A 25657-nucleotide genomic window follows, 5' to 3' on the forward strand; every position below is an offset into this window, starting at 1 on the left:
GGCGCGGCCCGGATCCCTGAAAGCGGGCGGTTTTCAGCGCCGGCGGAACAGCGGCCGCGGCTCGATCGCCGAGCGCCCGTAGAGCACGCTGAGCCCGGCCAGGCCCTTGAGCGCGTCCTCCACGGACTTGTCCGCGCGCACCGCGAAGGCGTCGAAACCGCACTGGCGCAGGTGCGCCAGCTGATCGCGCAGCACCTCGCCCACCGCGCGCAGCTCGCCGCGCCAGCCCAGGCGCCGGCGCAGCAGGTAGGCCAGGCTGTAGCCGCGGCCGTCGCGGAAGCTGGGAAAGTCGATGGCGATGAGCGGCAGTGCGTCCAGCCGGCCAACCAGCCTCTGCGGATCGTCATCCGGCCCCAGCCACACCCCGCTTTCCTGTAGGAGCGAGCTTGCTCGCGAAGCGCCCGGCTCCGCTGTTTGTTCGCGAGCAAGCTCGCTCCTACGGGTGAGCCAGAGCTCCAACGGCAGGATGAGGTCGCCTTCGGGCAGTGTTTCAGGCACCTCGCGCAGCAGCGTCCAGGCGTCGTCGCGGTCGTGCCAGGCGCCCTCGCCGCCCAGGCGGATCAGGTTGTTCATGCCGGCACCTGCGGTTGCGCGTAGACCCGCGCCTTGAACGGCTCCAGGCCGATGCGCTCGAGGGTCTCGACGAAGCTCTCGCCGGCCCCGCGCCGTTCCACGTAGGTGTGGACGATGCGCTCGATCACCGCCGGCACCTCGGCGGCGCTGAACGACGGGCCTATCACCCGGCCCAGCGCGGCGCGCTTGCCCTGGGCGCCGCCGAGGGTCACCTGGTACCACTCGCTGCCGTTCTTGTCGACGCCGAGGATGCCGATGTTGCCGATGTGGTGGTGGCCGCAGGCGTTCATGCAGCCGGAGATGTTCAGGCTCAGCTCGCCCAGGTCGTGCAGGTAGTCCAGGTCCTCGAAGCGCTGCTGGATGCCCTGGGCGATGGGGATCGACTTGGCGTTGGCCAGCGCGCAGTAGTCGCCGCCGGGGCAGGCGATGACGTCGGTCAGCAGGCCCTGGTTGGGCGTGCCCAGCCCGGCCGCGCAGGCCTCGCGCCAGAGCGCATGCAGCTCGGCCTTGCGCACGTCCGGCAGCACCAGGTTCTGCTCGTGGGCCACGCGGATTTCGCCGTAGCCGTAGCGCTCGGCCCAATCGGCGACGCGCTCCATCTGTTCGGCGGTGACGTCCCCGGGCGGCGCGGCGGCGCCAGGCTTGGTCGAGAGCACCACGCTGGCGTAGCCCGGCACCTTGTGCGGGCGCACGTTGCACGAGGCCCAGCGGGCGAAGGCGGCATCGGCGGCCAGGGCGCTGCCGTAGGCCAGCTCGTCGGCGGCGGCCTGCGCGTAGTGCGGCGGCTCGAAGGCGGCGGCGACGCGCTGGTACTCCTCCAGGGTCAGCTGCGCCTCGCCATCGCGGATGTGCAGCCACTCCTCCTCCACCTCGCGGGCGAAGGCCTCGACGCCCAGCGCCTTGACCAGGATCTTGATGCGCGCCTTGTACTTGTTGTCGCGGCGGCCGTGGCGGTTGTACACCCGCAGGATGGCCTCGACGTAGGACAGCAGGTGCTGCCAGGGCAGGTCCTCGCGGATCGGCTGCGAGAGGATCGGCGTGCGCCCCAGGCCGCCGCCGACCATCACCCGCAGGCGCAACTCGCCGGCGGCGTCGCAGTAAAGGTAGAGGCCGATGTCGTGCATCATCACCGCCGCGCGGTCTTCCTCGGCGGCGCACAGGGCGATCTTGAACTTGCGCGGCAGGAACAGGAATTCCGGGTTCACCGTCGACCACTGGCGGAGAATCTCGGCCAGCGGCCGCGGGTCCAGCAGCTCGTCGGCAGCGACGCCGGCGAAGGCCTCGGTGGTGATGTTGCGCACGCAGTTGCCGGAGGTCTGGATGGCGTGCATCTCGACTTCGGCCAGTTGTTCGAGGATGTCCGGCACCTGCTCCAGTTCGATCCAGTTGAACTGGATGTTCTGCCGCGTGGTGAAGTGGCCGTAGCCGCGGTCGTGGTCGCGGGCGATGCGCGCCAGGGTGCGCAGTTGGGCGCTGGCCAGGGTGCCGTAGGGAATGGCCACGCGCAGCATGTAGGCGTGCTTCTGCAGGTACAGGCCGTTCTGCAGGCGCAGCGGCAGGAACTCCTCCTCGCTCAGCTCGCCGCCAAGCCGCCGCGCCACCTGGTCGCGGAACTGCGCCACGCGCTCGCGCACCAGGGCATGGTCGTAATCGTCGTATCGGTACATCGCCGGGGCACCTCACAAGGCTGCTGCGGCGGCCTGCGTCGGGCCACCGCTGGTGATGGCGCCACTATGGCCGGCGGCCGCGCCGCGAAACAGCGGCAGATCCGCCGCAAAAAAGCGGATCAGACACCTTGCCCGAGCGGGCTGGACCGCCCTGCGACCGCGTGCCGCGCGCCGCCGCCACAGCGCAGGCCATGCCTGGCGCGGCGCATCTGATCCGGTTTTTTGCGGGAGACCTGAATCTGTTTCGTGCCCAGGGCGCTTCCTATAGTCGCGGCGCATCCCAAGCCTGATGGGCCACGACAATGAGCCAGAGAATCCCCGCGAAGATCGTCGAGATCGCCGCCCCGCAACGCTTCACCCCGCAGCCCAAGCCGCTCTCGGCGGTCACCCCGGCGGTCTACACCAAGCGCTTCAGCGGCCGCTTCCGCGACCTGCGGCGGCTCGGCGGGGCGCTGCTGTTCCTGCTGTTCTTCGGCACCCTGTGGCTGCAGTGGGACGGTCGCCAGGCGGTGCTCTGGGACCTGCCCGAGCGCAAGTTCTACATCTTCGGCGCGACCTTCTGGCCGCAGGACCTGATCCTGCTCTCGGCGCTGCTGATCATCGCCGCCTTCGGCCTGTTCTTCATCACCGTGCTGGCCGGCCGCGTGTGGTGCGGCTACACCTGCCCGCAGAGCGTGTGGACCTGGATCTTCATGTGGGCCGAGCAGGTCACCGAGGGCGACCGCAACCAGCGCATGAGGCTGGACAAGGCCCCGCCCAGCGCCGCCAAGTACCTGCGCAAGGGCGCCAAGCACGGGCTCTGGCTGCTGGTCAGCCTGGCCACGGCGCTGACCTTCGTCGGCTACTTCACCCCGGTACGCCCGCTGGTGGCGGACCTCTTCACCCTGAAGCTGGACCTGGAAAGCGCCTTCTGGGTGGCCTTCTTCGCCGCCGCCACCTACGCCAACGCCGGCTGGCTGCGCGAGCAGGTGTGCATCCACATGTGCCCCTACTCGCGCTTCCAGAGCGTGATGTTCGACAAGGACACCCTGATCATTTCCTACGATGCCGCCCGCGGCGAATCCCGTGGCGCGCGGCGCAAGGACGCCGAGCCCAAGGCCCTCGGCCTGGGCGACTGCATCGACTGCCAGCAGTGCGTGCAGGTCTGCCCCACCGGCATCGACATCCGCGACGGCCTGCAGATCGCCTGCATCGGCTGCGCCGCCTGCGTCGACGCCTGCGACTCGGTGATGGACCGCATGGGCTACGCCCGCGGCCTGGTGCGCTACACCTCCGAACGCGCCCTGGAAGGCGGCCGCACCCACCTGCTGCGGCCGCGCCTGGTCGGCTACGCGGCGGTGCTGCTGGCCATGTTCGGCGCCTTCGCCTGGGCCCTGCAGGCGCGCCCGCTGATCGCCCTGGACGTGGCCCGCGACCGCGGCCTGTTCCGCGAGAACGCGGCCGGCGAGATCGAGAACGTCTACAACCTCAAGCTGATCAACAAGACCCAGCAGGCGCAGCGCTACCGCCTGGGCCTGGCCGAGGCCAGCGGCTACCGCCTGCAGGGCGCCCTCGACCAGCGCCTGGAGCCAGGCGAGATCCGCGACTTCGCCGTCTCGGTGGCGCGCCTGGAACTGAGCGGCAGCGGCGGCCCGGTGCCCCTGCACTTCCGCGTGAGCGCGCAGGACGGTGAGCAGGTCGAGGCGGCCAGCACCTTCGTCGCGCCGAGGCGCTGAGCGATGGCCCCGCGGCATGGCGGCGGCGCCGCGCAACGCCTAGAGTGGGAGCTCCCCAACGGCCCCCGGGACAAGATGAAGCGCTACGAGAAATTCGCCGACGAGATCGCCGAACTGATCCGCAACGGGGTGCTCGCCCCCGGGCAGAAGGTGCCCTCGGTGCGGCACGCCAGCCGCACCTACGGGGTCAGCGCCTCCACCGTGTTCCAGGCCTACTACCTGCTGGAGGACCGCGGCCTGATCGTGGCCCGCGCGCGCTCCGGCTACTTCGTCCGCGAGCACGTGCGCCGCGCCCTGGCCGAACCGGAGATCGCCCGCCACGAGGCGCAGACCACCGAGGTGGACGTCAGCGAGCTGGTGTTCTCGGTGCTCAGCTCGATCAAGGACCCGGACACCGTACCTTTCGGCTCGGCCTTCCCGGCTCCGGAACTGTTCCCCCTGCCGCGCCTGGCGCGCTCCATGGCCCACGCCGTGCGCGACATGGAGCCGCGCGCCGCGGTGGCCGACATGACCCCGGGCAGCCACGCCCTGCGCCGGCAGATCGCCCTGCGCTACATGGTCAACGGCACGCCGCTGCCGGTGGAGGAACTGGTCGTGACCAACGGCGCGCTGGAGGCGCTGAACCTGTGCCTGCAGGTGGTCACCCAGCCCGGCGACCTGGTGGCCATCGAGGCGCCGGCCTTCTACGCCACCCTGCAGGTGCTGGAGCGGCTCAAGCTCAAGGCCGTGGAAATCCCCGTGCACCCGCGCGAGGGCATCGACCTGCAAGTGCTGGCCGATAGCCTGGAGCGCCTGCCGATCAAGGCCTGCTGGTTCATGAGCAACTTCCAGAACCCGCTGGGCGCGAGCATGGGCGAGGACCGCAAACGCACCCTCGCCGGCCTGCTGGCCCGGCACCAGGTGCCGCTGATCGAGGACGACGTCTACGCCGAGCTGTACTTCGCCCAGCAGGCGCCCAAGCCGGTCAAGGCCTACGACGCCGAGGGCCTGGTGATGCACTGCGGCAGCTTCTCCAAGAGCCTGGCGCCGGGCTACCGCGTCGGCTGGGTGGCCGGCGGGCGCTTCCACGAGCAGATCGAGCGGCTCAAGCTGATGACCAGCCTGTCGGCCTCGGTGCCGGCCCAGGCGGCCATCGCCGACTACCTGCAGCACGGCGGCTACGACCGCCACCTGCGCAAGCTGCGCCACGCCCTGGAAAGCCAGCAGCACGCCATGCTCGCCGCGGTGGCCCGGCACTTCCCCGAAGCGACGCGGGTGACCCGCCCCAGCGGCGGCTACTTCCTCTGGCTGGAACTGCCCGAACGCATTGATACGCTGAAGCTGTTCCAGCTGGCCCACGCCCAGGGCATCAGCATCGCCCCCGGGCCGATCTTCTCCGCCACCCGCGCCTTCCGCCACTGCCTGCGGCTGAACTACGGCCACCCCTGGACGCCACGCAGCGAAAAGGCCATGGAGACCCTGGGGCGGATCATCCAGTCGCTGTAGCGCTGCTCCGTACATTCGGACACGATCTGTATCTGTGCGACAGATTGCCGCAGGCATAGGCTGTCAGACCAGACCCCGGACGAAGGACAGCGACCATGGATGCGGAAACCCTGACGATCCTGCTGACAGTGGGCACCGCCCTGGGCCTGCACCTGGGCGTGCGCTGGTACATCCGCCACGGCCTGCCCGGGCGCGGGCCGGATGATTGGATGGCGTAGGGCAAGCCCCGGCGGCGCCAAGGTTAGCCCGGGCGTCGTCCGCCCTGCCGGCGGAATCGCGGATGAATCCGCTCCTACCATATCGGTGGGCACGGCTCGCTCCTACGAAGAGCATCCCGGCGCGGCCTGCAAGACAGTTGCTCGGAGAAACGCTGTCGTAGGATGGGTTGAGCGAAGCGATACCCATCACCACGGCTGGGGGCTGTGGGGGCTGGTTTTGAGAGCACCCTCTCCCTGAAGGGAGAGGGGACCGTTCGGTGTGCTTGGATGTTTCGGCGTCAGCCGGCAGCGCCGTTGGTTTCCGGCTGAAACCATTCCTCCTCTCGGCACGGACAAGCCCCCTCTCCCTTCAGGGAGAGGGCTGGGGAGAGGGTACGGAGGTCGGTGTAATGCCAGTGCATCCGGCAAACACCGTTCGCGAGCAAGCTCGCTCCTACACTCCTTCGTCATCAATCCGGCCGATACAGATGCCCATGCCCCGCGCTATACAACGACGACTCGCCGCCCCCCTCCGCCGCCAACACCCGCCCGACCAGAATCAGCGCAGTCCGCTTGAACCCCTTGGCCCGAGCCTTCGGCAGTATGTCGCCAAGGGTGCCGCTGACCTGGTCCTGATCCGGCCAACTGGCGCGGTGGATCACCGCGATCGGGCAGTCCGCGCCGTAGTGCGGCAACAGCTCCGCGACGATCTTCTCCAGTTGGCCCACGCCCAGGTGGATGGCCATGCTCGCCCGGTGCCGCGCCAGGTCGCCCAGGGATTCACCCTCGGGCATCCTGGTGCGGCTGGCGTAGCGGGTGAGGATCAGCGTCTGCGACACCTCCGGCAGCGTCAGCTCGCAGCCCAGCAGCGCGGCGCAGGCGGCGGTGGCGGTGACACCGGGGACGATCTCGTAGGGGATGCCGAGCCGGCGCAGGTGCTGGATCTGCTCGCCGATGGCGCCGTACAGCGAAGGGTCGCCGGAATGCACGCGGGCCACGTCCTGGCCCTTCGCGTGGGCCTCGGCGAGCAGCGCGACTATCTGCTCCAGGTGCAGCTCGGCGGTGTTCACCACCACCTCGGCGCTGTGCCCTTCGAGCACCGCCTCGGGCACCAGCGAGCCGGCGTAGAGGATCACCGGGCAACTGCGCAGCAGGCGCTGGCCCTTGACCGTGATGAGCTCGGGATCGCCGGGACCGGCGCCGATGAAATAGACCGTCATGAACGCACGCTTCGGATCGGGAAAGGCGCAGTCTACCCCAGCTCGCTATCCCATCAGAGCCGGCGCCATGGCCAGCGCGCAGGTAGCATTGGCGCTGCGCCGCTTGGGCACCACCAGCCGCGCCGGGCCCTCGGCCAGCGCTTCGGCCAGGGCCAGGGCAGCAGCCTCAGCCACGCTAGCGCTGCCGGTGACCTGGCGGGCCCGCTCGGAAGTGGAAGTCAGGCGCTGTTCGTAAGGCGCCAGCCGCTGCGCATCCAACAGTTCCAGGGGCAGGCGCAGTTGCCGCGACAGGTCGCGCAGGCCACCTTCCAAAGCCTTCGCCTCGCTGCTGGCCAGGGCATTCAGCGCCGCCTCGTCGAGGCCGGCCTCGCGCAGGCAGGCGCGCAGCAGGGCGAGCAGTTCGTCGGCGCCGCAGCCACGGCGGCACCCCAGTCCGGCAACCAGTATCACGCGGGCGGTCCTTCCACGGGCAATCGCCGGGCAGCACAGCACGGCCCCGCTGGGGCGTCAACCGGCCCGGCGGCGATTGACCGCCCGCCGGGCACTGCGTAGCCTTTGCCGCTTCGAGGTTCTCCGGCCCGGCGCCGGAGCTAAGAGGGAACGTGGTCAAGGCCACGGCTGCCCCCGCAACTGTGAACGATCCAAACCCCTTCGAATGCCACTGCCCACGGGCGGGAAGGCGAAGGCCAGGCGCGAGCCGGATCGTGAGCCAGGAGACCTGCCTCGAACCAGCATTACCACAACCGGGCGGGGTGATCCGGTGGCGGCTTCCGACGCGCGGAACCTCCGTGCGCGCGCCCCTGCCTCCCGCCATCGCAGCGCAGAGGCGACCATGCAAACCCTGGCCAAGCTCCCCGTCACCATCGTCACCGGCTTCCTCGGCGCCGGGAAGACCACCCTGCTCCGGCACATGCTCGACAACGCCGAAGGTCGCCGCATCGCGGTGATCGTCAACGAGTTCGGCGAACTGGGCATCGACGGCGAAATCCTCAAGCAATGCTCCATCGGCTGCAGCGAAGAAGAAGCCGTGGGCCGCGTCTTCGAACTGGCCAACGGCTGCCTGTGCTGCACCGTGCAGGAAGAGTTCTTCCCGGTAATGCGCGAACTGGTGGCGCGCCGCGGCGAGCTGGACCAGATACTCATCGAGACTTCCGGCCTGGCCCTGCCCAAGCCCCTGGTGCAGGCCTTCCAGTGGCCGGAAATCCGCAACGCCTGCACGGTCGACGCGGTGATCACCGTGGTCGACAGCCCCGCCGTGGCCGCCGGCACCTTCGCCGCGCATCCCGAGCAGGTGGACGAGCAGCGCAAGCAGGACCCGAACCTGGACCACGAATCGCCGCTGCACGAACTCTTCGAAGACCAGTTGGCCAGCGCCGACCTGGTGGTGCTGAACAAGGCCGACCTGCTCGACGCCGACACCCTCGCGCAAGTGCGCGCGCACGTGTCCGAAGAACTGCCGCCGGCGGTGAAGATCGTCGAAGCCAGCGCCGGACAGTTGCCGCTGTCGGTGCTGCTGGGGATCAACGCCGAGGCCGAGCTGCACATCGACAGCCGCCCCACCCACCACGACCACGAAGGCCATGAGGACCACGACCACGACGAGTTCGACTCCTTCCACGTCGACCTCCCGGAAGTGCAGGAGCACGCCCTGCTCACCGCCCTCGGCCAACTGGTGGAGCGCCACGCGGTGCTGCGCGTCAAGGGCTTCGCGGCCATCCCCGGCAAGCCCATGCGCCTGCTGGTGCAAGGCGTGGGCAAGCGCTTCGACAAGCACTTCGACCGCAAGTGGCTGAGCGACGAAACCCGCGCCACCCGCCTGGTGGTGATCGGCCAGGAGCTGGACCAGGCCGCCATTGCCAACGAGTTGCGCACCGCGCTCGCCTAACGCCCCCTGTAGGAGCGAGCTTGCTCGCGAACCAACCCCGCTGCGGAGCCGTTCGCGGGCAAGCTCGCTCCTACGAGAAGCCATAGACCGAGGCGACCCCATGCACCTGCTGCGCACCCAACCCGGCGGCTTCGTCCCCGACGACGGCATCGCCCACTTGGCCCAGACGCCCGCCGAGCTGGTCATCCTCTGCAGCGGCGACTCGCACCTGGCGCTGCTCGCCGAGGCCGCCCGCGCACTACCCGACGATTACCCGAGCCTGCGCCTGGCCAACCCCATGCAGCTGCAGAACCACGCCTCGGTGGACCTCTACGTCGACGAGGTGCTGCAGCACGCCAAGGTCATCCTGATCTCGGTGCACGGCGGCGTCGGTTACTGGCGCTACGGCATCGAGCAACTGGTGGCCCTGGCCGAGCGCGGCGCCACGCTGATCCTGGTGCCCGGCGACGACAAGCCCGACCCCGAACTCACCGCGCTGTGCAGCGTGACCCCCGAGGAGGCCGAACGCCTCTGGCAGTACCTGCGCCAGGGCGGCCTGGACAACGCCCGGCAGTTCTTCGCCAACCTGGCCAGCCAGTACCTCGACCGCGCCTATCCCTGGAACGAACCGCGCACCCTGCCCCGCGTCGCCCTGCATCACCCCAGCCATGCCGCAGCCGAACTCGCCCACTGGCGGGCCGAGTGGAACCCCGGCTGGCCGGTGGCGGCGCTGCTGTTCTACCGCACCCACCTGCAAGCGGCGAACACCGGCTTCATCGACACCTTCTGCGCCAGCCTGCGCGCGCAGCAACTCAACCCGCTGCCGATCGCCGTGGCCAGCCTCAAGGAAGCGGCCTGCCTGGAACAGGTCGAGGCGCTGCTGGACGCCGCCGACGCCGAACTGATCATCAACACCACCGGCTTCGCCCAGTCCAACCCGGACGCGCCCCAGGCCCGCCCGTTCCGCCGCGACGTGCCGGTGCTGCAGGCCATCTGCTCGCTGGACAACCTCGAGCTCTGGCGCGCCAACGCCCAGGGCCTGGGCCCGCGCGACCTGGCCATGCACGTGGCGCTGCCGGAGCTGGACGGCCGCCTGATCACCCGCCCCGTCAGCTTCAAGGGCCTGGCCTGGCGCAGCGAGCGCAGCCAGAGCGACGTGGTCTGCTACCTGGCGCACCGCCCGGGCATGGACTTCGTCGCCGAGCTGGCGCGGCGCTGGGTGCTGCTGGCGCGCAAGGCCAACGCCGACAAGCGCGTGGCACTGATCCTGGCCAACTACCCGACCCGCGACGGGCGCATCGGCAACGGCGTCGGCCTGGACACGCCCGCCGCGGCGCTGAACATCCTGCGCGCCATGGAAGCCTCGGGCTACCCCGTGGCCGGCCTGCCGGAGACTGGCGACGCGCTTATCCACAGCCTGCTCGGCGGGGTGAGCAACGACCTCGACAACCTCGACCTGCGCCCCTGCGCCCAGAGCCTGGCGCTGGCCGACTACCTGGCCTGCTTCGCGCGCCTGCCCGAGGCCAACCAGCGCGCCGTGCGCGAACGCTGGGGCGAGCCCGAGCAGGACCCGATGCACCGCAACGGGCGCATGATGGTCGCCGGCCTGCGCCTGGGCCTGGCCTTCGTCGGCATCCAGCCGGCGCGCGGCTACCAGCTCGACCCGGCGGCCATCTACCACGACCCGGCGCTGGTCCCGCCGCACGGCTACCTGGCCTTCTACTTCTGGCTGCGCGAGGCCTTCGGCGCCGACGCGCTGATCCACGTCGGCAAGCACGGCAACCTCGAATGGCTGCCGGGCAAGGGCGTGGGCCTGTCCGAGGAATGCTGGCCGGACGCGATCCTCGGCCCGCTGCCGAACCTCTACCCGTTCATCGTCAACGACCCCGGCGAAGGCGCCCAGGCCAAGCGCCGCAGCCAGGCGCTGATCATCGACCACCTGATGCCGCCGCTGACCCGCGCCGAGAACTACGGCCCGCTGCGCGACCTGGAGCGCCTGGCCGACGAGTACTACGACGCCTCGCTGCTGGACCCGCGCCGGGCCGTGCAGCTGCGCGGGGAAATCCTCGACGCGGTGCGCGCCGCCGCTCTGGACCGCGAGCTGGGCCTGCAACTCAACGACGACGAAGACAGCTGGCTGCCGCAGCTGGACGCCTACCTCTGCGACCTCAAGGAATCGCAGATCCGCGACGGCCTGCACGTGTTCGGCGAGTCGCCGGCGGGCCAGCTGCGCCGCGACACCCTGCTGTCGCTGGTGCGCATCCCCCGGGGCGACGGCCGCGGCGGCAACGCCAGCCTGCTGCGCGCCCTGGCGGCGGACCTGCAACTGGGCCGCGATCCGCTGGACAGCAATTTCGCCGAGCCCTGGGAAGGCCCGCGCCCCGAGGTGCTGCAAGCCGTCAGCGACGAGCCCTGGCGCAGTAACGGCGACACCCGCGAGCGCCTGGAACTGCTGGCCCTGCAGTTGATCGAGCACGACCTCGACGGCCCCGGCGAAGCCAGCGCGCTGGTCCTCCGACAACTGCGGGAAAACGTGGCGCCCTTGCTGGATGCCTGCGGCGCCAACGAGATCGGCCAACTGCTCGCCGGGCTGAACGGCCGCTTCGTCCCCGCCGGCCCCAGCGGCGCGCCCAGCCGCGGGCGCCTGGACGTGCTGCCCACCGGGCGCAACTTCTTCACCGTGGACGTGCGCAACCTGCCCACGCCCACCGCCTACCGCCTCGGCTTCCAGTCCGCCAGCCGCCTGCTGGAGCGCCACCTCCAGGACCACGGCGACCACCTGCGCCAGCTCGGCCTTTCGGTGTGGGGCACGGCGACCATGCGCAGCGGCGGCGACGACATCGCCCAGGCCCTGGCGCTGCTCGGCGTGCGCCCGGTGTGGCAGGCCGGCAGCCAGCGCGTGGAAGACTTCGAGATCCTGCCGCTGAGCCTGCTCGACCGCCCGCGGGTGGACGTGACCCTGCGCGTCTCCGGCTTCTTCCGCGACGCCTTCGCCAACCTCATCCGCCTGTTCGACGCCGCGGTGCAAGCCGTGGCCGCGTTGGACGAGCCGGAAGACATGAACCCCCTGGCCGCCCGCGTGCGCGCCGAAAGCTCGCAGCTGCAAGCCAGCGGCGTGACCGAGGAAGAAGCCCGGCGCCAGGCCGGCTGGCGCATCTTCGGCGCCCAGCCCGGGGCCTACGGCGCGGGCGTGCAAGGGGTAATCGAGGAACGCAGCTGGGAAAGCCGCTCCGACCTCGCCGCGGCCTACCTCAACTGGGGCGGCTACGCCTACGGCGCCGGCGACGACGGCACCCCGGCGCGCGAGCGCTTCGCCCAGCGCCTGGCCGGCCTGCAGGCGGTGCTGCACAACCAGGACAACCGCGAGCACGACATCCTCGATTCCAACGACTACTACCAGTTCCAGGGCGGCATGCTCGCCGCCGCCGAGGTCATCCAGGACCGCCGCGTGGCCAGCTACCACGGCGACCACAGCCAGCCGGACAACCCGCGCATCCGCACGCTGAAGGAAGAACTCGGCCGCGTGCTGCGCGCCCGCGCGGTGAACCCGAAATGGATCGCCGGGATGAAGCGCCACGGCTACAAGGGCGCCTTCGAAATGGCCGCCACGGTGGACTACCTGTTCGCCTTCGACGCCACCAGCGAACTGGTGGAAGACCACCAGTACCAACTGCTGGCCGACGCCTACCTGCTGGACGACGATACCCGCGAGTTCATCCAGCGCCACAACCCCGAGGCCCTGCGCGACATGGCCGAACGCCTGCTGGAGGCGCAGCAGCGTGGGCTTTGGCAGGAGCCTGGGGAGTATCGCGAGGCGCTGGAGAACATCCTGGTGGATAGCGAGGAGCAGTGACGCTGAGGCTCTTCGTAGGAGCGAGCTTGCTCGCGAACGGAGTTTCCCGACCATGCCGGTGCCTGGCATGAGAGCGCCCTCTCCCTAACCCTCTCCCTTCAGGGAGAGGGCTGGGGAGAGGGAAAGGCGCCCAGCCCAGCATCAGAGCAGCCGGTTGGCACCGTTCGCGAGCAAGCTCGCTCCTACAAGCCTCACCCCCGCCGGATCCAGTAACGTAGGGCGTATAACCGTTCGCGGTTATACGCCGATACACCCACCTCATGCCCGGCCTCCCGGTCGACCCCGAAGCGCCCCCCAAACAGCGGCTCCGTAACGGGCCCCCGGAGCACACGGAAACGTCGGATAAACGGCGTATAACGCGGAGCGTTATACGCCCTACGCCGAGCCCATTACCCCCGCCGCAACCGCCCCGCCGCATCCAGCAACAACGCCTCGGTCCCACTCCACCCCAGGCATCCATCGGTAATGGAAACCCCATAACGCAGCTCGCCCTTCAGCGGCTGGCAGCCGTCGAACAGGTGGCTCTCCAGCATCACCCCGCGCAGCGAGGCGTCGCCGCCCAGGCGCTGGTCGAGCACGCTGGCCAGCACCGCCGGCTGGCGCAGCGGGTCCTTGGCGCTGTTGGCGTGGCTGCAATCGACCATGATCCGTGCCGGGATGCCCTGCTTCTCCAGCCCCTCGCGGGCCGCGCGCACGCTGGCCACGTCGTAGTTCGGCCCGCCGTGGCCGCCGCGCAGCACCAGGTGGGTGTCCGGGTTGCCGAGGGTCTGCACCAGCGCCGGGCGGCCCAGGCCGTCGATGCCGAAGTGCTGGTGCGGGTGCGCCGCCGAGCGCATGGCGTCGCAGGCGATGCCGAGGCTGCCGTCGGTGCCGTTCTTGAAGCCCACCGGCAGGTCCAGGCCACTGACCATCTCGCGGTGCACCTGGGATTCGCTGGTGCGCGCGCCGATGGCGGCCCAGCCCAGCAGGTCGTCGAGGTAGCCGGCCACCAGCGGCTGCAGCAGCTCGGTGGCCACCGGCAGGCCGCGTTCGAGCATGTCCAGCATCAGCCGGCGCGACAGCGCCAGGCCCTCGGCCATGTCGCCGCTGCCGTCCAGGCGCGGGTCGTACACCAGGCCCTTCCAGCCGACGGTGGTGCGCGGCTTCTCGACGTAGGCGCGCATCACCAGCAGCAGCTGGTCGCTCACTTCGGGGGCCAGGGCGGCGAGGCGCTCGGCGTAGTCGAGGGCGGAATCAGCGTCGTGCAGGGAACAGGGGCCGACCACCACCAGCAGACGCGGGTCGCGGCCGTCGAGGGTGGCGCGGATGGCCTGGCGGTCGTGCTGTACGCGTTCGGCCAGGGCGGCGGAAAGCGGCAGGCGCTGGCGCAGTTCGGCGGGGCTCGGCAGCGGCTGTTCGCGACGGCGGGCGGAGGGGCGCGGCAGTTCGAGGACTTCGGCGGACTGCGGCAGGTCGTTGCGGATCAGGGCGGAAACGGAGGAATTCATGGACTGGCATCCTTGGCCGGCGCGGTCATGGCCGCGCGCGGCGCTATCTGAGTGTTCGACTGAGTAGTTCGGGTGTGGCAGCGGTACGGCTGCTAAATCGCCAGTCGGAGGTGCGGTAATAGCGGTAGGTGGTGTAAGCGGTCATGTTTCGATCCTCTGGTTGAACGGCTTTGGCCTTGTGGGCCGGAAAAACAAAAACCCCGGTCGGGTTGCCGACCGGGGTTTCGTGAAACTGTCTGGTTGGCGACCCTGCTTGCTAGGGCGCCTGTGGGGTATCAGGCGCGCCTGTGGCTAAACCAATACCCATAGAAGAAATAACCGGCGGCAGCGGCCAGCACCTGCGCGCGAACGACCGCGGAGCCGAGGGCACCGGGGCGGGCGAGGGACTGGATGGACAGGCTGGACGGCATGGTTATCTCCACAAGATGCCGGCCAAGCTACCGCATCGGCGCGGGGCTTTCAATCATCCTTTCCTATCGCCTTCATCGACGGCGCCTCGCCCGGCCGCGCCGGCTTCGCTACCATTCGCCTTTCAAGCAAGCCCGCCCAAGCACTCCGCAGGTAACGCCCATGCAACCGCACTTCCCCCTCGCCGCCGTGGTCGCCGCCGACGACCTGAAACTGGCGCTGTGCCTGGCCGCCATCGACCCGGCCATCGGCGGGGTGCTGATCGAGGGCCCGCGCGGCATGGCCAAGTCGACTCTGGCCCGCGGCGTGGCCGACCTGCTCGACGGCGGGCGCTTCGTCACCCTGCCCCTGGGCGCCAGCGAGGAACGCATCGTCGGCACCCTGGACCTGGACGCCGCCCTGGGCGAAGGCCGCGTGCGCTTCTCCCCGGGCATCCTGGCCAACGCCGACGGCGGCGTGCTCTACGTCGACGAGGTGAACCTGCTGCCCGACCACCTGGTGGACCTGCTGCTGGACGTGGCCGCCAGCGGCGTCAACCACGTCGAGCGCGACGGCCTGTCCCACAGCCACCCGGCGCGCTTCGTGCTGATCGGCACCATGAACCCCGAGGAAGGCGAACTGCGCCCGCAACTGCTGGACCGCTTCGGCCTCAAGGTCGAACTGGGCGGCACGCCGCCGCCGGCCGAGCGCGCCGAGATCGTCCGCCGCCGCCTGGCCTTCGACGCCGACGCACAGGCCTTCCTCGGCCACTGGCAGGCCGAGCAGGACGCCCTGCGCCAGCGCTGCGCCCAGGCCCGCCAGCGTCTTCCCGGCATCCCCCTGGACGACGCCGCGCTGCAGGCCATCGCCGAGCGCTGCTACGCCGCCGGGGTGGACGGCCTGCGCGCCGACCTGGTCTGGCTGCGCGGCGCCCGCGCCCATGCCGCCTGGCGCGGCGCCGAGCGCATCGAGACGGAAGATATCGACGCCCTGGAGCCCTTCGCCCTCGCCCACCGCCGCCGCCATGCGCCGCCACCACCAGCGCAGCCGCAGGCACCCCAGGCCCCAGCCGCCAACCAGCCCGAACAAGGCGCGCAAAACGAAGGCCAGTGGGGCGAACTGCCGCCCCGCGCCGTGCCCACCGGCGCCACCCGCGAACTGCCGGGCTGGCCAAAAAAGCCCTGAGCATCCGCCCGCGCCCGGCCCCAGGCGCGGATGCCAGCCCCACACCCGGCCAACTCGCCGGCGGCCGCAGCGGCGCCCGCCGGCACGGCGCACAGTCGCGCGTCGATTGGCCAGCCACCTTCCTCCGCGGGCGCCCGAAGAGGCGTGACGAACTGGTGCTGCGCGCCCGCAGCGCCAAGCCCCGCGAACTCTGGCTGGTGATCGTCGACGCCTCGGCCAGCACCCGCCGGCACGGCGCCCTGGGCCAGGCCAAGGGCCTGCTGGCGGAGGTCTTCGAGCAGGCCTATCGGCAACGCGCACGCCTGGCCGTGCTGCACGCCGCGGGGCGGCAGCCGCGCTGGCTGTGGCAGGGGCAGAAGGCTTCGGCGCAGTTGCGCGACTGGCTACGCGAACTGGGCGCCGGCGGCGGCACACCGCTGCCCGAGGCGCTGGCCCAGGCCGCCGACTGGCTGCAGCAGCGCCAGCGCCACAAGCCCGGCGAACGCCAGCGCCTGCTGATCGTCACCGATGGCCGCCTGAGCGACTGCCCGCTCCTGGCGCCGCTGCCCTGCGCCAGCCTGCTGGTGGACATCGAGAGCGGCCCGGTGCGCCTGGGCCGCGCCCGCCAACTGGCCGCGAACCTCGGCGCCGAATACCGCGCCATCGGCGACCTGCCCCTGCGCTGAAGCAGGCTCAGGGCAGGCCGTTGCAACCGTGCTCGCAGAACCCCGGACGCTGGCCCAGCCGCTGGTAATAGGCGGCCACGGCAGGCAGTTCGGGGCGCTGCATCGGCGTCATGAACCAGCGCTGCACCGACAGGCCGATGGCGACGTCGGCCAGGCTGAAACGCTCGCCGGCGACATGGGCGCCGGTGCGCTCCAGCTGGCGGTCGAGCAGCGCCATCAGCCGGCCCCATTCCCGCTCGCTCGCCGCGATGGCCGCGGCATCGGCATGGGCCGGGCTGTTGCGCACCCGCGCCATGAACACGTAGCGCCAGGCGTTGTTCAGCTCGGTGGCCTGCCAGCCCATCCACTGCTCCACCAGCGCCCGTTCGCGAGGCGCGGACGGCAGCAGCTCGTCGCGCGGGTACTGGCTGGCGAGGTAACTGCAAATGGCATTGCTCTCCCAGAGCACGAAATCGCCGTCCACCAGCACCGGCACCAGCGCATTGGGATTGAGCGCGAGGAACTCCTCCGAGTCGGTGGCACGGAAACCGCTGCCCCAGTCTTCCCTGGCGTAGGGAAGCTGCAGCTCGGCGCAGGTCCACAGTACCTTGCGCACGTTGATCGATGAGGCCTTGCCGAGGATTCGCAACATTCCGCCACTCCCTGTTCGCGTCGTGCGTATGACCGTTCGCGGTTATACGCCGGCGCCCCCCGACGCGTCGATCGCGCCGGCTGACGCCGGACAACCCGCCCACGCCGGACGGCCCCCTCTCCCGCTTGCGGGAGAGGGTTGGGGAGAGGGGCTCTCATGCGAGTGGGCACAGCGCTGTCGATCCACCTCGGGCAGCTCCAGCTTCGGCAATGTGTCGGCGGGCAGTTCGCGAGCAAGCTCGCTCCTACGAAGAGCACAGGGGCACAACCTGTAGGAGCGAGCTTGCTCGCGAACCCAGCCCTACAGAAGCGCCTCCAACGCCGACCACAGCGCCTCGACGCTATCGAACTGCCGATCCACCTCAGGCAATTCCGGCCGCGCCAGGATCAGCACCGGCACGCCCCGCTCCCTCGCCACCAGCAACTTCGGCTCGGTGGCCTGGCTGCCGCTGTTCCTGCTCACCAGCACGTCGGTGCCCAGGCGCGCGAACAGCTCGCGCTCGCCCTCCAGGCTGAAGGGTCCGCGCGCGCCCAGAACTTCGGCGCGCGCGGTTCCGGGCAGGCTCTGCAGGCAGCGCACGGTCCAGAACTGATGTCCGGGAATCTCGCCAAGGTGCTCAAGCGGCTCGCGCCCCAGGGTGAACAGCGGCCGGCGGAACGGCGCCAGGGCGGCGATCAGCTGCGCCCAGCCTTCCACCTCGCGCCAGTCGTCACCGGGCCCGGGCTGCCAGCCGGGGCGACGCAGCGCCCAGCAGGGCACGCCGGCCAGCTGCGCGGCGCGGGCGGCGTTGCGGCTGATCTGCGCGGCGTAGGGATGGGTGGCGTCGAGCAGCAGGTCGTAGCCCTGCCCGGCGATGAAATCCGCCAGGCCCTCCGCCCCACCATAGCCGCCGACGCGCACCTGGCAGGCCAGGTCGTCCGGCACCTTGCCCAGGCCGGCCAGGCTGTACAGGTGACCGGGGCCGAGGCGGCGGGCGATGGCCAGGGCCTCGCCGATGCCGCCCAACAGCAGGATGCGCTTGCCGCTCACGGCTTGCGCACCGCCAGCAGGGTGATCGGCAGGGCCGCGCGCCAGGTGTCGAAGCCGCCCAGGGGCTGCGCCTGGGCCACCTGCAGGCGCACCAGCTCGCCGCCGTGGCGTTCGCGCCAGCCGACCAGGGCCGCCTCGCTCTGCAGCGTCACCGCGTTGGCCAGCAGCCGGCCGCCCGGCTTGAGGCGATCCCAGCAGTACTCCAGCACGCCCGGCACGGTGACGCCGCCGCCGATGAAGATGGCGTCCGGCGCCTCCAGGCCTTCCAGGGCTTCCGGCGCGCGCCCGGCCACCAGTTGCAGGCCGGGCACGCCAAGGGCGTCGCGGTTGTGGGCGATGTGCCCGAGTCGGCTTTCCTCGGCCTCGATGGCCAGGGCCCGGCAACTGGGGTGCGCGCGCATCCACTCGATGCCGATGGAGCCGCAGCCGGCGCCGACGTCCCAGAGCAGTTCGCCCGGCTCCGGGGCCAGGCGCGCGAGGGTCACCGCGCGCACGTCACGCTTGGTCAGCTGGCCGTCGTGGCGGTAGGCGTCGTCGGGCAGGCCGGGGGTCAGCGCCAGGCGCCGGGCGTCGGCTCCGGCCACGCAGTCGATGGCCAGCACATTGAGCGCGGCGGCCTCGTCCAGCGACCAGTCGGCGGCCAGGCCGTCGATGCGCCGCTCGCGCTCGCCGCCCAGGTGTTCCAGCACGCTCAGCCGGCTCGGCGCGAAGCCGCGCTCACGCAACAGCGCAGCCACCGCTGCGGGGCTGCGGCCATCGGCGCACAGCACCAGCAGGCGGCGCCCCGGATGCAGGCGCGCGTTCAGCGCCGCCAGCGGGCGGCCCACCAGCGACAGCAGCTCCACGTCCTGCAGCGCCCAACCCAGCCGCGCCGCCGCCAGGCTCACCGAGGACGGCGCCGGCAGCACGCGCATTTCCGCCGCCGGCAGCTGCCGCGCCAGGCTCGCGCCCACGCCGAAGAACAGCGGGTCGCCGCTGGCCAGCACGCAGGTCGGAGTACCGCGCCGCGCCAGCAGCGGCGCCATGTCGAAGGGACTCGGCCAGCGCCTGCGCTGCGCGCCGATGCACGGCGGCAGCAGGGCCAGCTGGCGCTCGCCGCCGAACACGTCGCTGGCCGCCAGCAGGGCGCGGCGGGCGGTCTTGCCGAGGCCGGCATAGCCGTCCTCGCCGATGCCGACGATGGTCAGCCAGGGCGTCATGGGGGTTCCTCTGCGTTGCGACATTGCGCCGCCGGCGTTCCGACGGGCAGGGTTTTCAAGGGGTCGGCCAAAGCGGGCATAATACAGCCTTCGTCGGTGCCCATCAGGGCCGAAGAGGGAACGCGCGGGACCATCCCGGCGCGGCTGCCCCCGCAACTGTAAGCAGCGAGTCCACGCGTCATTGGCCACTGGGAGACCGGGAAGGCCGCGTCGGGCGACGACCTGCCAGCCAGGAGACCTGCCGACGGGACCAGTCGCGTGTGCAAGCATCGAGCGGGGTGTATCGATGTTGTAGATCCTCCTAATCAGGGGCGATCCGCAAGGTCACCGCGACCCAGCCATGGTGACCCTGTGCCAAATCTGCCGCCCGTCCCCCCTGTCGAAATCCGCCCGTCGCCCTGCCCGGGGTTGCTGCGCGTGGTCGCTTCCGGCGATGGCGGCATCTGCCGCATCAAGCTGCCCGGCGGGCGCCTCGACACCAGCGGCGCCAGGGCCATCGCCCGCGCCGCCGAACGCCATGCCGACGGCGTGCTGGAGGCGACCAACCGCGCCAACCTGCAGATCCGCGGCGTGCACGAAGGCGCCGGCGCGGCGCTGTCCGCCGAGCTGCTGCAGGCCGGGCTGGGCCCGCGGGTGGCCGCCGCCGACGACGTGCGCAACCTGCTGCTCAGCCCCGCCGCCGGCCTCGACCCGGCCCAGGCCCTGGACGTCTCGCCGCTGGCCGCCACGCTGCTCGACCTGCTGCAGGACGAGCCGCGCTTCCACGGCCTGTCGCCCAAGTTCGCCCTGCAGCTGGATGGCGGCGAATCCCTGGCGATGCTCGAACACCCCCACGACATCTGGCTGTCGGCCATGGACGCCGGGCGCTTCGCCTTCGGCCTGGCCGGCTGCCCGCCGCAGCGCGCGCAGGACAGACCCGCGCTCGCCGCTGTCGCCAGCGAACAGGTGCCGGCCCTGGTCGAGGCCCTGCTGAACCTGTTCCTCGACCTGGCCGGCGAAGGCGTCTCGCGCATGCGCCAGTTGCTGGCAAGCCTTCCCGCCAAGGACCTGCTGGCGCGCCTCGACCTGCCGCTGCAACAGGACGTGGCCGACTGGCGCCGCGCCGCCGTCGAGCCCTTCGCCCACCTGGGCATCCGCCCACAGCGCCAGGGCGGCCTGTGCAGCGTCGGCGCCGGCTTCGTCCTCGGCCGGCTGCACAGCGAACTGCTGCGCGAGCTGGCAAACCTCGCCGAACGCGAGGGCGACGGCAGCCTGCGCCTGACGCCCTGGCAGGGCCTGCTGCTGCCCAACGTGCCGGCCGCGCGCGCCAGCGCCGTGCTCGTCGCGCTCGACAGCCTGGGCCTGATCACCTCGGCCGAACAGCCGCTGTCCCGGCTGGTGGCCTGCAGCGGCTCGTCCGGCTGTGCCCGCGGCCTGGCCGACACCAAGGCCGACGCCCTGCGCCTGGCCGAACGCCTGCGCGCGCCGCTGCCCGCCGGCGTGCACCTGTGCGGCTGCCCGCGTTCCTGCGCCGCCGCCCACGTGGCGCCGCTGACCCTGCTGGCCGTCGCCGACGGCCGCTACGACCTCTACCGCCGCGCCCCCGGCCACGCCGGCTTCGGCCAGCCGCTGGCGCGCGACCTGACCCTCGACGCCGCGGCCGACCGGCTGCGCGATCCCGGAGCCCTACCCGATGCTTGACTACATCCGCGACGGCCAGGCGATCTACCGCCAGTCCTTCGCCACCATCCGCGCCGAGGCCGATCTCTCGGCCATTCCCGCCGACCTGGAAAAGCTCGCCGTGCGGGTGATCCACGCCTGCGGCATGGTCGACGTGGTGCAGGACCTGCGCTTCTCCCCCGGCGCCGGCGCCATCGGCCGCGCGGCCCTGGCGGCGGGCGCGCCGATCCTCTGCGACGCGCGCATGGTCGCCGAGGGCATCACCCGTGCGCGCCTGCCGGCGGCCAACGAGGTGATCTGCACGCTCAACGAAGCGGACGTCCCGGCCCTGGCCCGCGAGTTGGGCAACACCCGCTCGGCGGTGGCCCTGGAGCACTGGCGCGAACACCTGGAAGGCAGCGTGGTGGTGATCGGTAACGCCCCCACCGCGCTGTTCTACCTGCTGGAAATGCTCGACGCCGGCGCGCCGAAACCGGCGCTGATCCTCGGCTTCCCGGTGGGCTTCGTCGGCGCCGCCGAATCCAAGGACCTGCTCGCCGCCGACAGCCACGGCGTGCCCTACGTCATCGTCCGCGGCCGCCGCGGCGGCAGTGCCATGGCCGCCGCCGCGGTGAACGCCCTGGCCACGGAGGTGGAATGATGACCGGCCGCCTGCTCGGCCTGGGCGTCGGCCCCGGCGACCCCGAGCTGATCACCCTCAAGGCCCTGCGCCTGCTGCAAGCCGCGCCCGTGGTCGCCTACTTCGTGGCCAAGGCCAAGCACCACGCCGGCCACGGCGGCAACGCCTTCGGCATCATCGAGCAGCACCTGGGGGCGAGCCAGCAGCGCCTGCCCCTGGTGTACCCGGTGACCACCGAGAAGCTGGAGCCGCCGCTGACCTACGAGGGCGTCATCAGCGACTTCTACGACACCGCCGCCGAACAGGTCGCCGGCCACCTGGAGGCCGGCCGCGACGTCGCGGTGATCTGCGAGGGCGACCCGTTCTTCTACGGCTCCTACATGTACCTGCACGACCGCCTGGCCGAGCGCTACCCGGCCGAAGTGGTGCCCGGCGTGTGCTCCATGCTGGGCAGCGCGGCGGTGCTCGGTGTGCCGCTGGTGTACCGCAACCAGAGCCTCTCGGTGCTCTCCGGCGTGCTGCCGGAGGACGAGCTGAAGCAGCGCCTGGCGGCCGCCGACGCGGCGGTGGTGATGAAGCTCGGGCGCAACTTCGACAAAGTCCGCCGCGTGCTCCGTGAACTGGGCCGCGACGGCGGCGCGCACTACGTGGAACGGGCAACGATGCGCGAGCAGCGCATCGTGCCGCTGGACGAGGTGGACCCGATGGCTTCGCCCTACTTCTCCATGGTGGTGATCCCCGGGCAGAGGTGGCGCGGTTGATGAACGCCTCCCCCGCCATCGTCATCCTCGGCGCCAGCGCCCTGGCCACCGCCCGGCGCCTGCAGGCGCTTTATCCACAGGCGCGCATCCACGGCCTGCTGGGCCGCGTCGACGGCGCCGAGGAAAGCTACCAGGACTTCGGCGACAGCCTGCGCGCGCTCTATCGCAGCGGTACGCCGATCATCGCCCTGTGCGCCGCCGGCATAGTCATCCGCAGCCTGGCCCCGGCGCTGCAGGAAAAAGGTGCGGAGCCACCGGTGCTGGCCGTGGCCGAGGACGGCAGCGCGGTGGTGCCGCTGCTCGGCGGCCTGGCCGGGGTCAACCGCCTGGCCCGGGAGATCGCCGCCGCGCTGGACGTGGCACCGGCCATCACCACCAGCGGCGAACTGCGCTTCGGCACCTGCCTGCTGGAGCCGCCGCCAGGCTATGCCCTGGCCGACATCGAGCAGGGCAAGCGCTTCGTCGCCGACCTGCTGGGCGGCGAAAGCCTGCGCATCGACGGCGACGCCCCCTGGCTGGCCGCAGCGCGCCTGCCGCTGGCCGAGGACGCCAGGCGCAGCGTGCGGGTGACCTGCGAGGCACGCCCGGCGCAGCGCGACGAACTGCTGATCCACCCACGGCGGGTGCTGGCGGAAATCGCCGTGCCTGTGGACAACCTTGCCGAGCGGGTCCGCCAGGCCCTGCGCGCATCCGGGCTGGCGGAAGCTGCCCTGGCCGCGCTGCTCGCCCCACGCCGGTACATGGCCGATGCAGGCCTGGCCGAGGCCGCCAAGGCGCTCGACGTGCCGCTGCGCTTCATCGATGAGCAAGCCTTGCCGGCGGCGCAGGATGGCATCCACCTGCGCCTCGCCGAATCCCCCGAGCAGGCCGCCGGCATCGGCCGCCCACGCGGGCGCCTGAGCGTGATCGGCCTCGGCCCCGGCGCCGCCGAGCACATGACGCCAGCGGTGCGCCGCGCCCTGGACGAAGCCCAGGACCTGCTGGGCTACGAGACATACGTGAAGATGGCCGAGCCGCTGCGCGCAGACCAGGTGCGCCACTGCAGCGACAACCGCGAGGAGATGCAGCGCGCCCGCCACGCCTTCGAACTGGCCGCCAGCGGCCGGCGGGTGGTGGTGGTGTCGTCCGGCGACCCGGGTGTGTTCGCCATGGCCGCAGCAGTGGTCGAAGCGCTGCATGAAAGCAGCGATGCCGACTGGCACAACGTCGAACTGGAAGTGCTGCCCGGCGTCTCCGCCGCCCTGGCCGCCGCAGCCAAGGCCGGCGCGCCGCTGGGCCACGACTTCTGCCTGATCTCGCTGTCGGACAACCTCAAGCCCTGGGAAGTCATCGAAAAGCGCCTGGACCACGCCGGCGCCGCCGACCTGGCCATGGCCTTCTACAACCCCATCTCCAAGGCCCGCCCCTGGCAACTGGGCCGCGCCCTGGAGATCGTCCGCCAACACCGCGCGCCGGAAACCCTGGTGGTGCTCGGCCGCGACATCGGCCGCCCGGCCGAGGCGCTGCGCACGCTCACCCTCGGCGAGCTGCAGCCGGAGATGGTGGACATGCGCACCCTGGTGATCATCGGCTCGTCGCTGACCCGCCGCTTCCCCCGCGCTGGTGGTGGTGATTGGGTGTATACGCCGCGGTGGTACCGCTGAGGATTTCCGTTTCCCGGCTTTTCGGCTTTTGGCTTTTGGCTTTTGGCTTTTCGGCTTTTCGGCTTTTCGGTTTTTCGTAGGAGCGAGCTTGCTCGCGAACCCGCTTCACACCACACCTTCCCCGTCATTCCCGCGAACGCGGGGATCCAGAGTCTCTGGGTTCCCGCGTTCGCGGGAATGACGAGGTGGAGAAAGGTGCCGGGCTGTTCGCGAGCAAGCTCGCTCCTACAGGAAGACCCGCCCGCGTCCCGCTTGCAAATGGCCAGTGCGTTGATGAAAATGCGACGAATTATCATTCTTCATCTTTCCCGGCGCCCATGGCCTCCTCCACCCTCGACATCGACCAGCTGTACAGCGACCACCACGGCTGGCTGCACGGTTGGCTGCGCAGCCGCCTGGGCAACGCCGCGGATGCCGCCGACCTGGCCCAGGACACCTTCCTGCGCGTGCTGCTCAAGCAGGAGCTGCTGGAGCTGCGCACCCCGCGCGCCTTCCTGCGCACCATCGCCCGCGGCCTGGTGATCGACCACTGGCGCCGCGAGGAGCTGGAGCGCGCCTACCTGGAGTCCATCGCCCACCTGCCGGAGGCGGAAGCGCCCTCGGCGGAAACCCGCGAAATGCTCCTGGAACTGCTGGAAAGCATCGCCCGCCTGCTCGACGGCCTGAAGCCCAAGGTGCGCACCGCCTTCCTGCTGGCCCAGTGCGAGGGCCTGCCCCACGGGCAGGTCGCCGAACGGCTCGGGGTTTCCGTGCGCTCGGTGGAGCGCTACGTGGCCGAGGCGCTGTTCCACTGCTACCAGGCGCGCTACGCCGAATGAACGCCACCGCCGAACTGCAACCCGATGCCCGAGTGGTCAAGCAGGCCATCCAGTGGATGCTGCGCCTCTCCGGCGGCGCCGACCCGGCCGTGCAGGAAGCCTGCGCCCACTGGCGCGCCCAGCACGCCGAGCACGAACTGGCCTGGCAACGCGTGCAGTCGCTGAACCAGGAACTGCGCAGCGGCCTGCAGAGCGTGCCGGGCAGCCGCGTGGCCCTGGAAACCCTGGAGAAAGGCAGCCAGCGCCTGCAACGGCGCCAGGCCCTGAAACTGCTCTCGGTGGTCGCCCTGGGCGGCTCCGCCCTGTGGCTGAGCCGCGACCTCGGCCCCTGGCAGCGCTGGAGCGCCGACTACGCCAGCGGCATCGGCGAACGCAAGCGCTTCGTCCTGGCCGACGGCAGCAGACTGCAACTGAACACCGACACCGCCGTCGACGTCTTCTTCGCCCCGCAGCAGCGCCTGCTGGTCCTGCAGCGCGGCGAAATCCTCGTCAGCACCGCCAAGGACCCCGCCCGGCCGCTGCGCGTGCGCAACCGCGACGGCCTGTTCGAAGCCCTGGGCACCCGCTTCGTGCTGCGCCAGAACGCGAGCGACACCCTGCTCAGCGTACAGCAGGGCGCCGTGGCCATCGCCCCGCGCCGCCAGGGCCAGACCAGCACGGTGGCCGAGGCCGGCCAGCGCTACCTGGTCGACGCCAACGGCGCCACCCCGCTGGCCGCCAGCGGCATGGACAGCAGCGCCTGGGCCGACGGCCTGATCGTCAGCCGCGACATGCGCCTGGCCGACTTCCTCGCCGAGGTCGCCCGCTACCGCCACGGCCACCTCGGCTGCGACCCGCTGGTGGCCGACCTGCGCCTGTCCGGCGTGTTCCGCCTGGACGACACCGACAAACTCCTCGACCTGCTGCCGCGCACCCTGCCGGTACGCGTCATGCGCCGCAGCGACTGGTGGGTGACCATCGAGGCCCGCACCTGAGCCGCACTCCCCTGTACCTGTAGGAG

The 25657-nt window shown here is 71.1% G+C and carries 22 protein-coding genes and 2 riboswitches; of the genes, 13 read left to right on the forward strand and 9 right to left on the reverse strand.

Features of this window, described 5'->3' with window-relative positions; all coding sequences use genetic code 11:
* Positions 1–33: 33 nt before the first annotated feature.
* Together M8R19_RS12140 and nirA are read right to left on the reverse strand one after the other, a co-directional pair.
* Complete coding sequence (locus M8R19_RS12140) at positions 34–573, reverse strand: DUF934 domain-containing protein (protein ID WP_074982040.1); 540 nt, start codon at positions 571–573, stop codon at positions 34–36.
* Positions 570–2240, reverse strand: coding sequence for a nitrite reductase NirA (nirA, locus tag M8R19_RS12145; protein ID WP_249917915.1), 1671 nt, complete (start codon positions 2238–2240; stop codon positions 570–572). The genes M8R19_RS12140 and nirA overlap by 4 nt, the downstream gene beginning before the upstream one ends.
* A gap of 302 nt (positions 2241–2542) precedes the next feature.
* On the opposite strand from nirA, the gene ccoG reads away from it, so the two are divergent.
* From ccoG to M8R19_RS33175, 3 genes are all read left to right on the forward strand, one after another.
* Complete coding sequence (gene ccoG / locus M8R19_RS12150; RefSeq protein ID WP_249917916.1) at positions 2543–3955, forward strand: cytochrome c oxidase accessory protein CcoG; 1413 nt, start codon at positions 2543–2545, stop codon at positions 3953–3955.
* Between the two features lie 75 nt (positions 3956–4030).
* Entirely contained in the window at positions 4031–5440 is a 1410-nt protein-coding gene (mapR, locus tag M8R19_RS12155) for a GntR family transcriptional regulator MpaR (protein WP_249920171.1), read from the forward strand.
* A gap of 95 nt (positions 5441–5535) precedes the next feature.
* Complete coding sequence (locus tag M8R19_RS33175) at positions 5536–5658, forward strand: hypothetical protein (protein WP_009617223.1); 123 nt, start codon at positions 5536–5538, stop codon at positions 5656–5658.
* Between the two features lie 449 nt (positions 5659–6107).
* On the opposite strand, the gene cobM is transcribed toward M8R19_RS33175, so the two are convergent.
* Together cobM and M8R19_RS12165 are read right to left on the reverse strand one after the other, a co-directional pair.
* Positions 6108–6857 carry a precorrin-4 C(11)-methyltransferase gene (gene cobM / locus M8R19_RS12160; RefSeq protein ID WP_249917917.1) on the reverse strand — a complete coding sequence of 250 codons (750 nt, stop codon included), beginning with the start codon at positions 6855–6857 and terminating at the stop codon, positions 6108–6110.
* Positions 6858–6902: 45 nt separating this feature from the next.
* Positions 6903–7307 carry a cobalamin biosynthesis protein gene (locus M8R19_RS12165; protein WP_249917918.1) on the reverse strand — a complete coding sequence of 135 codons (405 nt, stop codon included), beginning with the start codon at positions 7305–7307 and terminating at the stop codon, positions 6903–6905.
* A 99-nt stretch (positions 7308–7406) separates the two neighbouring features.
* A riboswitch (cobalamin riboswitch) is annotated at positions 7407–7597 on the forward strand.
* Between the two features lie 92 nt (positions 7598–7689).
* Between M8R19_RS12165 and cobW the strand changes: the two genes are divergently transcribed.
* Complete coding sequence (gene cobW, locus M8R19_RS12170; protein WP_249917919.1) at positions 7690–8742, forward strand: cobalamin biosynthesis protein CobW; 1053 nt, start codon at positions 7690–7692, stop codon at positions 8740–8742.
* 100 nt (positions 8743–8842) lie between these two features.
* Positions 8843–12574: a cobaltochelatase subunit CobN gene (gene cobN, locus M8R19_RS12175; RefSeq protein ID WP_249917920.1), complete on the forward strand. Its 3732-nt coding sequence runs from the start codon at positions 8843–8845 to the stop codon at positions 12572–12574.
* Positions 12575–12963: 389 nt separating this feature from the next.
* Here cobN and M8R19_RS12180 read toward each other — a convergent pair whose 3' ends face one another.
* Complete coding sequence (locus M8R19_RS12180) at positions 12964–14061, reverse strand: 3-deoxy-7-phosphoheptulonate synthase (RefSeq protein WP_249917921.1); 1098 nt, start codon at positions 14059–14061, stop codon at positions 12964–12966.
* A 275-nt stretch (positions 14062–14336) separates the two neighbouring features.
* Positions 14337–14471 carry a hypothetical protein gene (locus M8R19_RS33180; protein WP_009617212.1) on the reverse strand — a complete coding sequence of 45 codons (135 nt, stop codon included), beginning with the start codon at positions 14469–14471 and terminating at the stop codon, positions 14337–14339.
* Positions 14472–14631: 160 nt separating this feature from the next.
* Here M8R19_RS33180 and M8R19_RS12185 point away from each other — a divergent pair, with 160 nt between their 5' ends.
* Both M8R19_RS12185 and M8R19_RS12190 read left to right on the forward strand, forming a co-directional pair.
* The gene (locus M8R19_RS12185; protein ID WP_249917922.1) at positions 14632–15633 is read left to right on the forward strand and encodes a magnesium chelatase ATPase subunit I; all 1002 of its coding nucleotides are present in this window, start codon (positions 14632–14634) and stop codon (positions 15631–15633) included.
* A complete protein-coding gene (locus tag M8R19_RS12190; RefSeq protein ID WP_249920172.1) occupies positions 15615–16298 on the forward strand; it encodes a vWA domain-containing protein in 684 nt (227 codons plus the stop codon). The genes M8R19_RS12185 and M8R19_RS12190 overlap by 19 nt, the downstream gene beginning before the upstream one ends.
* 7 nt (positions 16299–16305) lie before the next feature.
* Here M8R19_RS12190 and M8R19_RS12195 read toward each other — a convergent pair whose 3' ends face one another.
* The 3 genes from M8R19_RS12195 to cbiE form a co-directional block, all read right to left on the reverse strand.
* On the reverse strand, positions 16306–16929 hold the full coding sequence (locus tag M8R19_RS12195; protein WP_058071834.1) for a glutathione S-transferase family protein: 624 nt from the start codon (positions 16927–16929) through the stop codon (positions 16306–16308).
* Between the two features lie 300 nt (positions 16930–17229).
* Positions 17230–17958: a cobalt-precorrin-6A reductase gene (locus tag M8R19_RS12200; RefSeq protein ID WP_249917923.1), complete on the reverse strand. Its 729-nt coding sequence runs from the start codon at positions 17956–17958 to the stop codon at positions 17230–17232.
* Complete coding sequence (gene cbiE / locus M8R19_RS12205; protein ID WP_502942848.1) at positions 17955–19157, reverse strand: precorrin-6y C5,15-methyltransferase (decarboxylating) subunit CbiE; 1203 nt, start codon at positions 19155–19157, stop codon at positions 17955–17957. The genes M8R19_RS12200 and cbiE overlap by 4 nt, the downstream gene beginning before the upstream one ends.
* A gap of 77 nt (positions 19158–19234) precedes the next feature.
* A riboswitch (cobalamin riboswitch) is annotated at positions 19235–19417 on the forward strand.
* Between the two features lie 91 nt (positions 19418–19508).
* Here cbiE and cobG point away from each other — a divergent pair.
* The 6 genes from cobG to M8R19_RS12235 all read left to right on the forward strand — a co-directional run bounded on the left by cobG (position 19509) and on the right by M8R19_RS12235 (position 25631).
* The gene (cobG, locus tag M8R19_RS12210) at positions 19509–20837 is read left to right on the forward strand and encodes a precorrin-3B synthase (RefSeq protein WP_249917925.1); all 1329 of its coding nucleotides are present in this window, start codon (positions 19509–19511) and stop codon (positions 20835–20837) included.
* The gene (locus tag M8R19_RS12215; protein WP_249917926.1) at positions 20830–21456 is read left to right on the forward strand and encodes a precorrin-8X methylmutase; all 627 of its coding nucleotides are present in this window, start codon (positions 20830–20832) and stop codon (positions 21454–21456) included. The genes cobG and M8R19_RS12215 overlap by 8 nt, the downstream gene beginning before the upstream one ends.
* Complete coding sequence (locus tag M8R19_RS12220) at positions 21453–22196, forward strand: precorrin-2 C(20)-methyltransferase (protein WP_167361003.1); 744 nt, start codon at positions 21453–21455, stop codon at positions 22194–22196. Before M8R19_RS12215 ends, M8R19_RS12220 begins: the two co-directional genes overlap by 4 nt.
* Positions 22196–23839 (forward strand): precorrin-3B C(17)-methyltransferase, encoded by a 1644-nt coding sequence (gene cobJ, locus M8R19_RS12225; RefSeq protein ID WP_249917927.1) that lies wholly within the window; start codon positions 22196–22198, stop codon positions 23837–23839. Before M8R19_RS12220 ends, cobJ begins: the two co-directional genes overlap by 1 nt.
* Before the next feature lie 317 nt (positions 23840–24156).
* A complete protein-coding gene (locus M8R19_RS12230) occupies positions 24157–24657 on the forward strand; it encodes a sigma-70 family RNA polymerase sigma factor (protein ID WP_249917928.1) in 501 nt (166 codons plus the stop codon).
* Positions 24654–25631, forward strand: coding sequence for a FecR domain-containing protein (locus tag M8R19_RS12235; RefSeq protein WP_249917929.1), 978 nt, complete (start codon positions 24654–24656; stop codon positions 25629–25631). Before M8R19_RS12230 ends, M8R19_RS12235 begins: the two co-directional genes overlap by 4 nt.
* Positions 25632–25657 lie beyond the last annotated feature (26 nt).

The sequence above is a fragment of the Pseudomonas sp. R3.Fl genome (genome assembly GCF_023516765.1).
Classification (GTDB): Bacteria; Pseudomonadota; Gammaproteobacteria; order Pseudomonadales; family Pseudomonadaceae; genus Pseudomonas; species Pseudomonas citronellolis.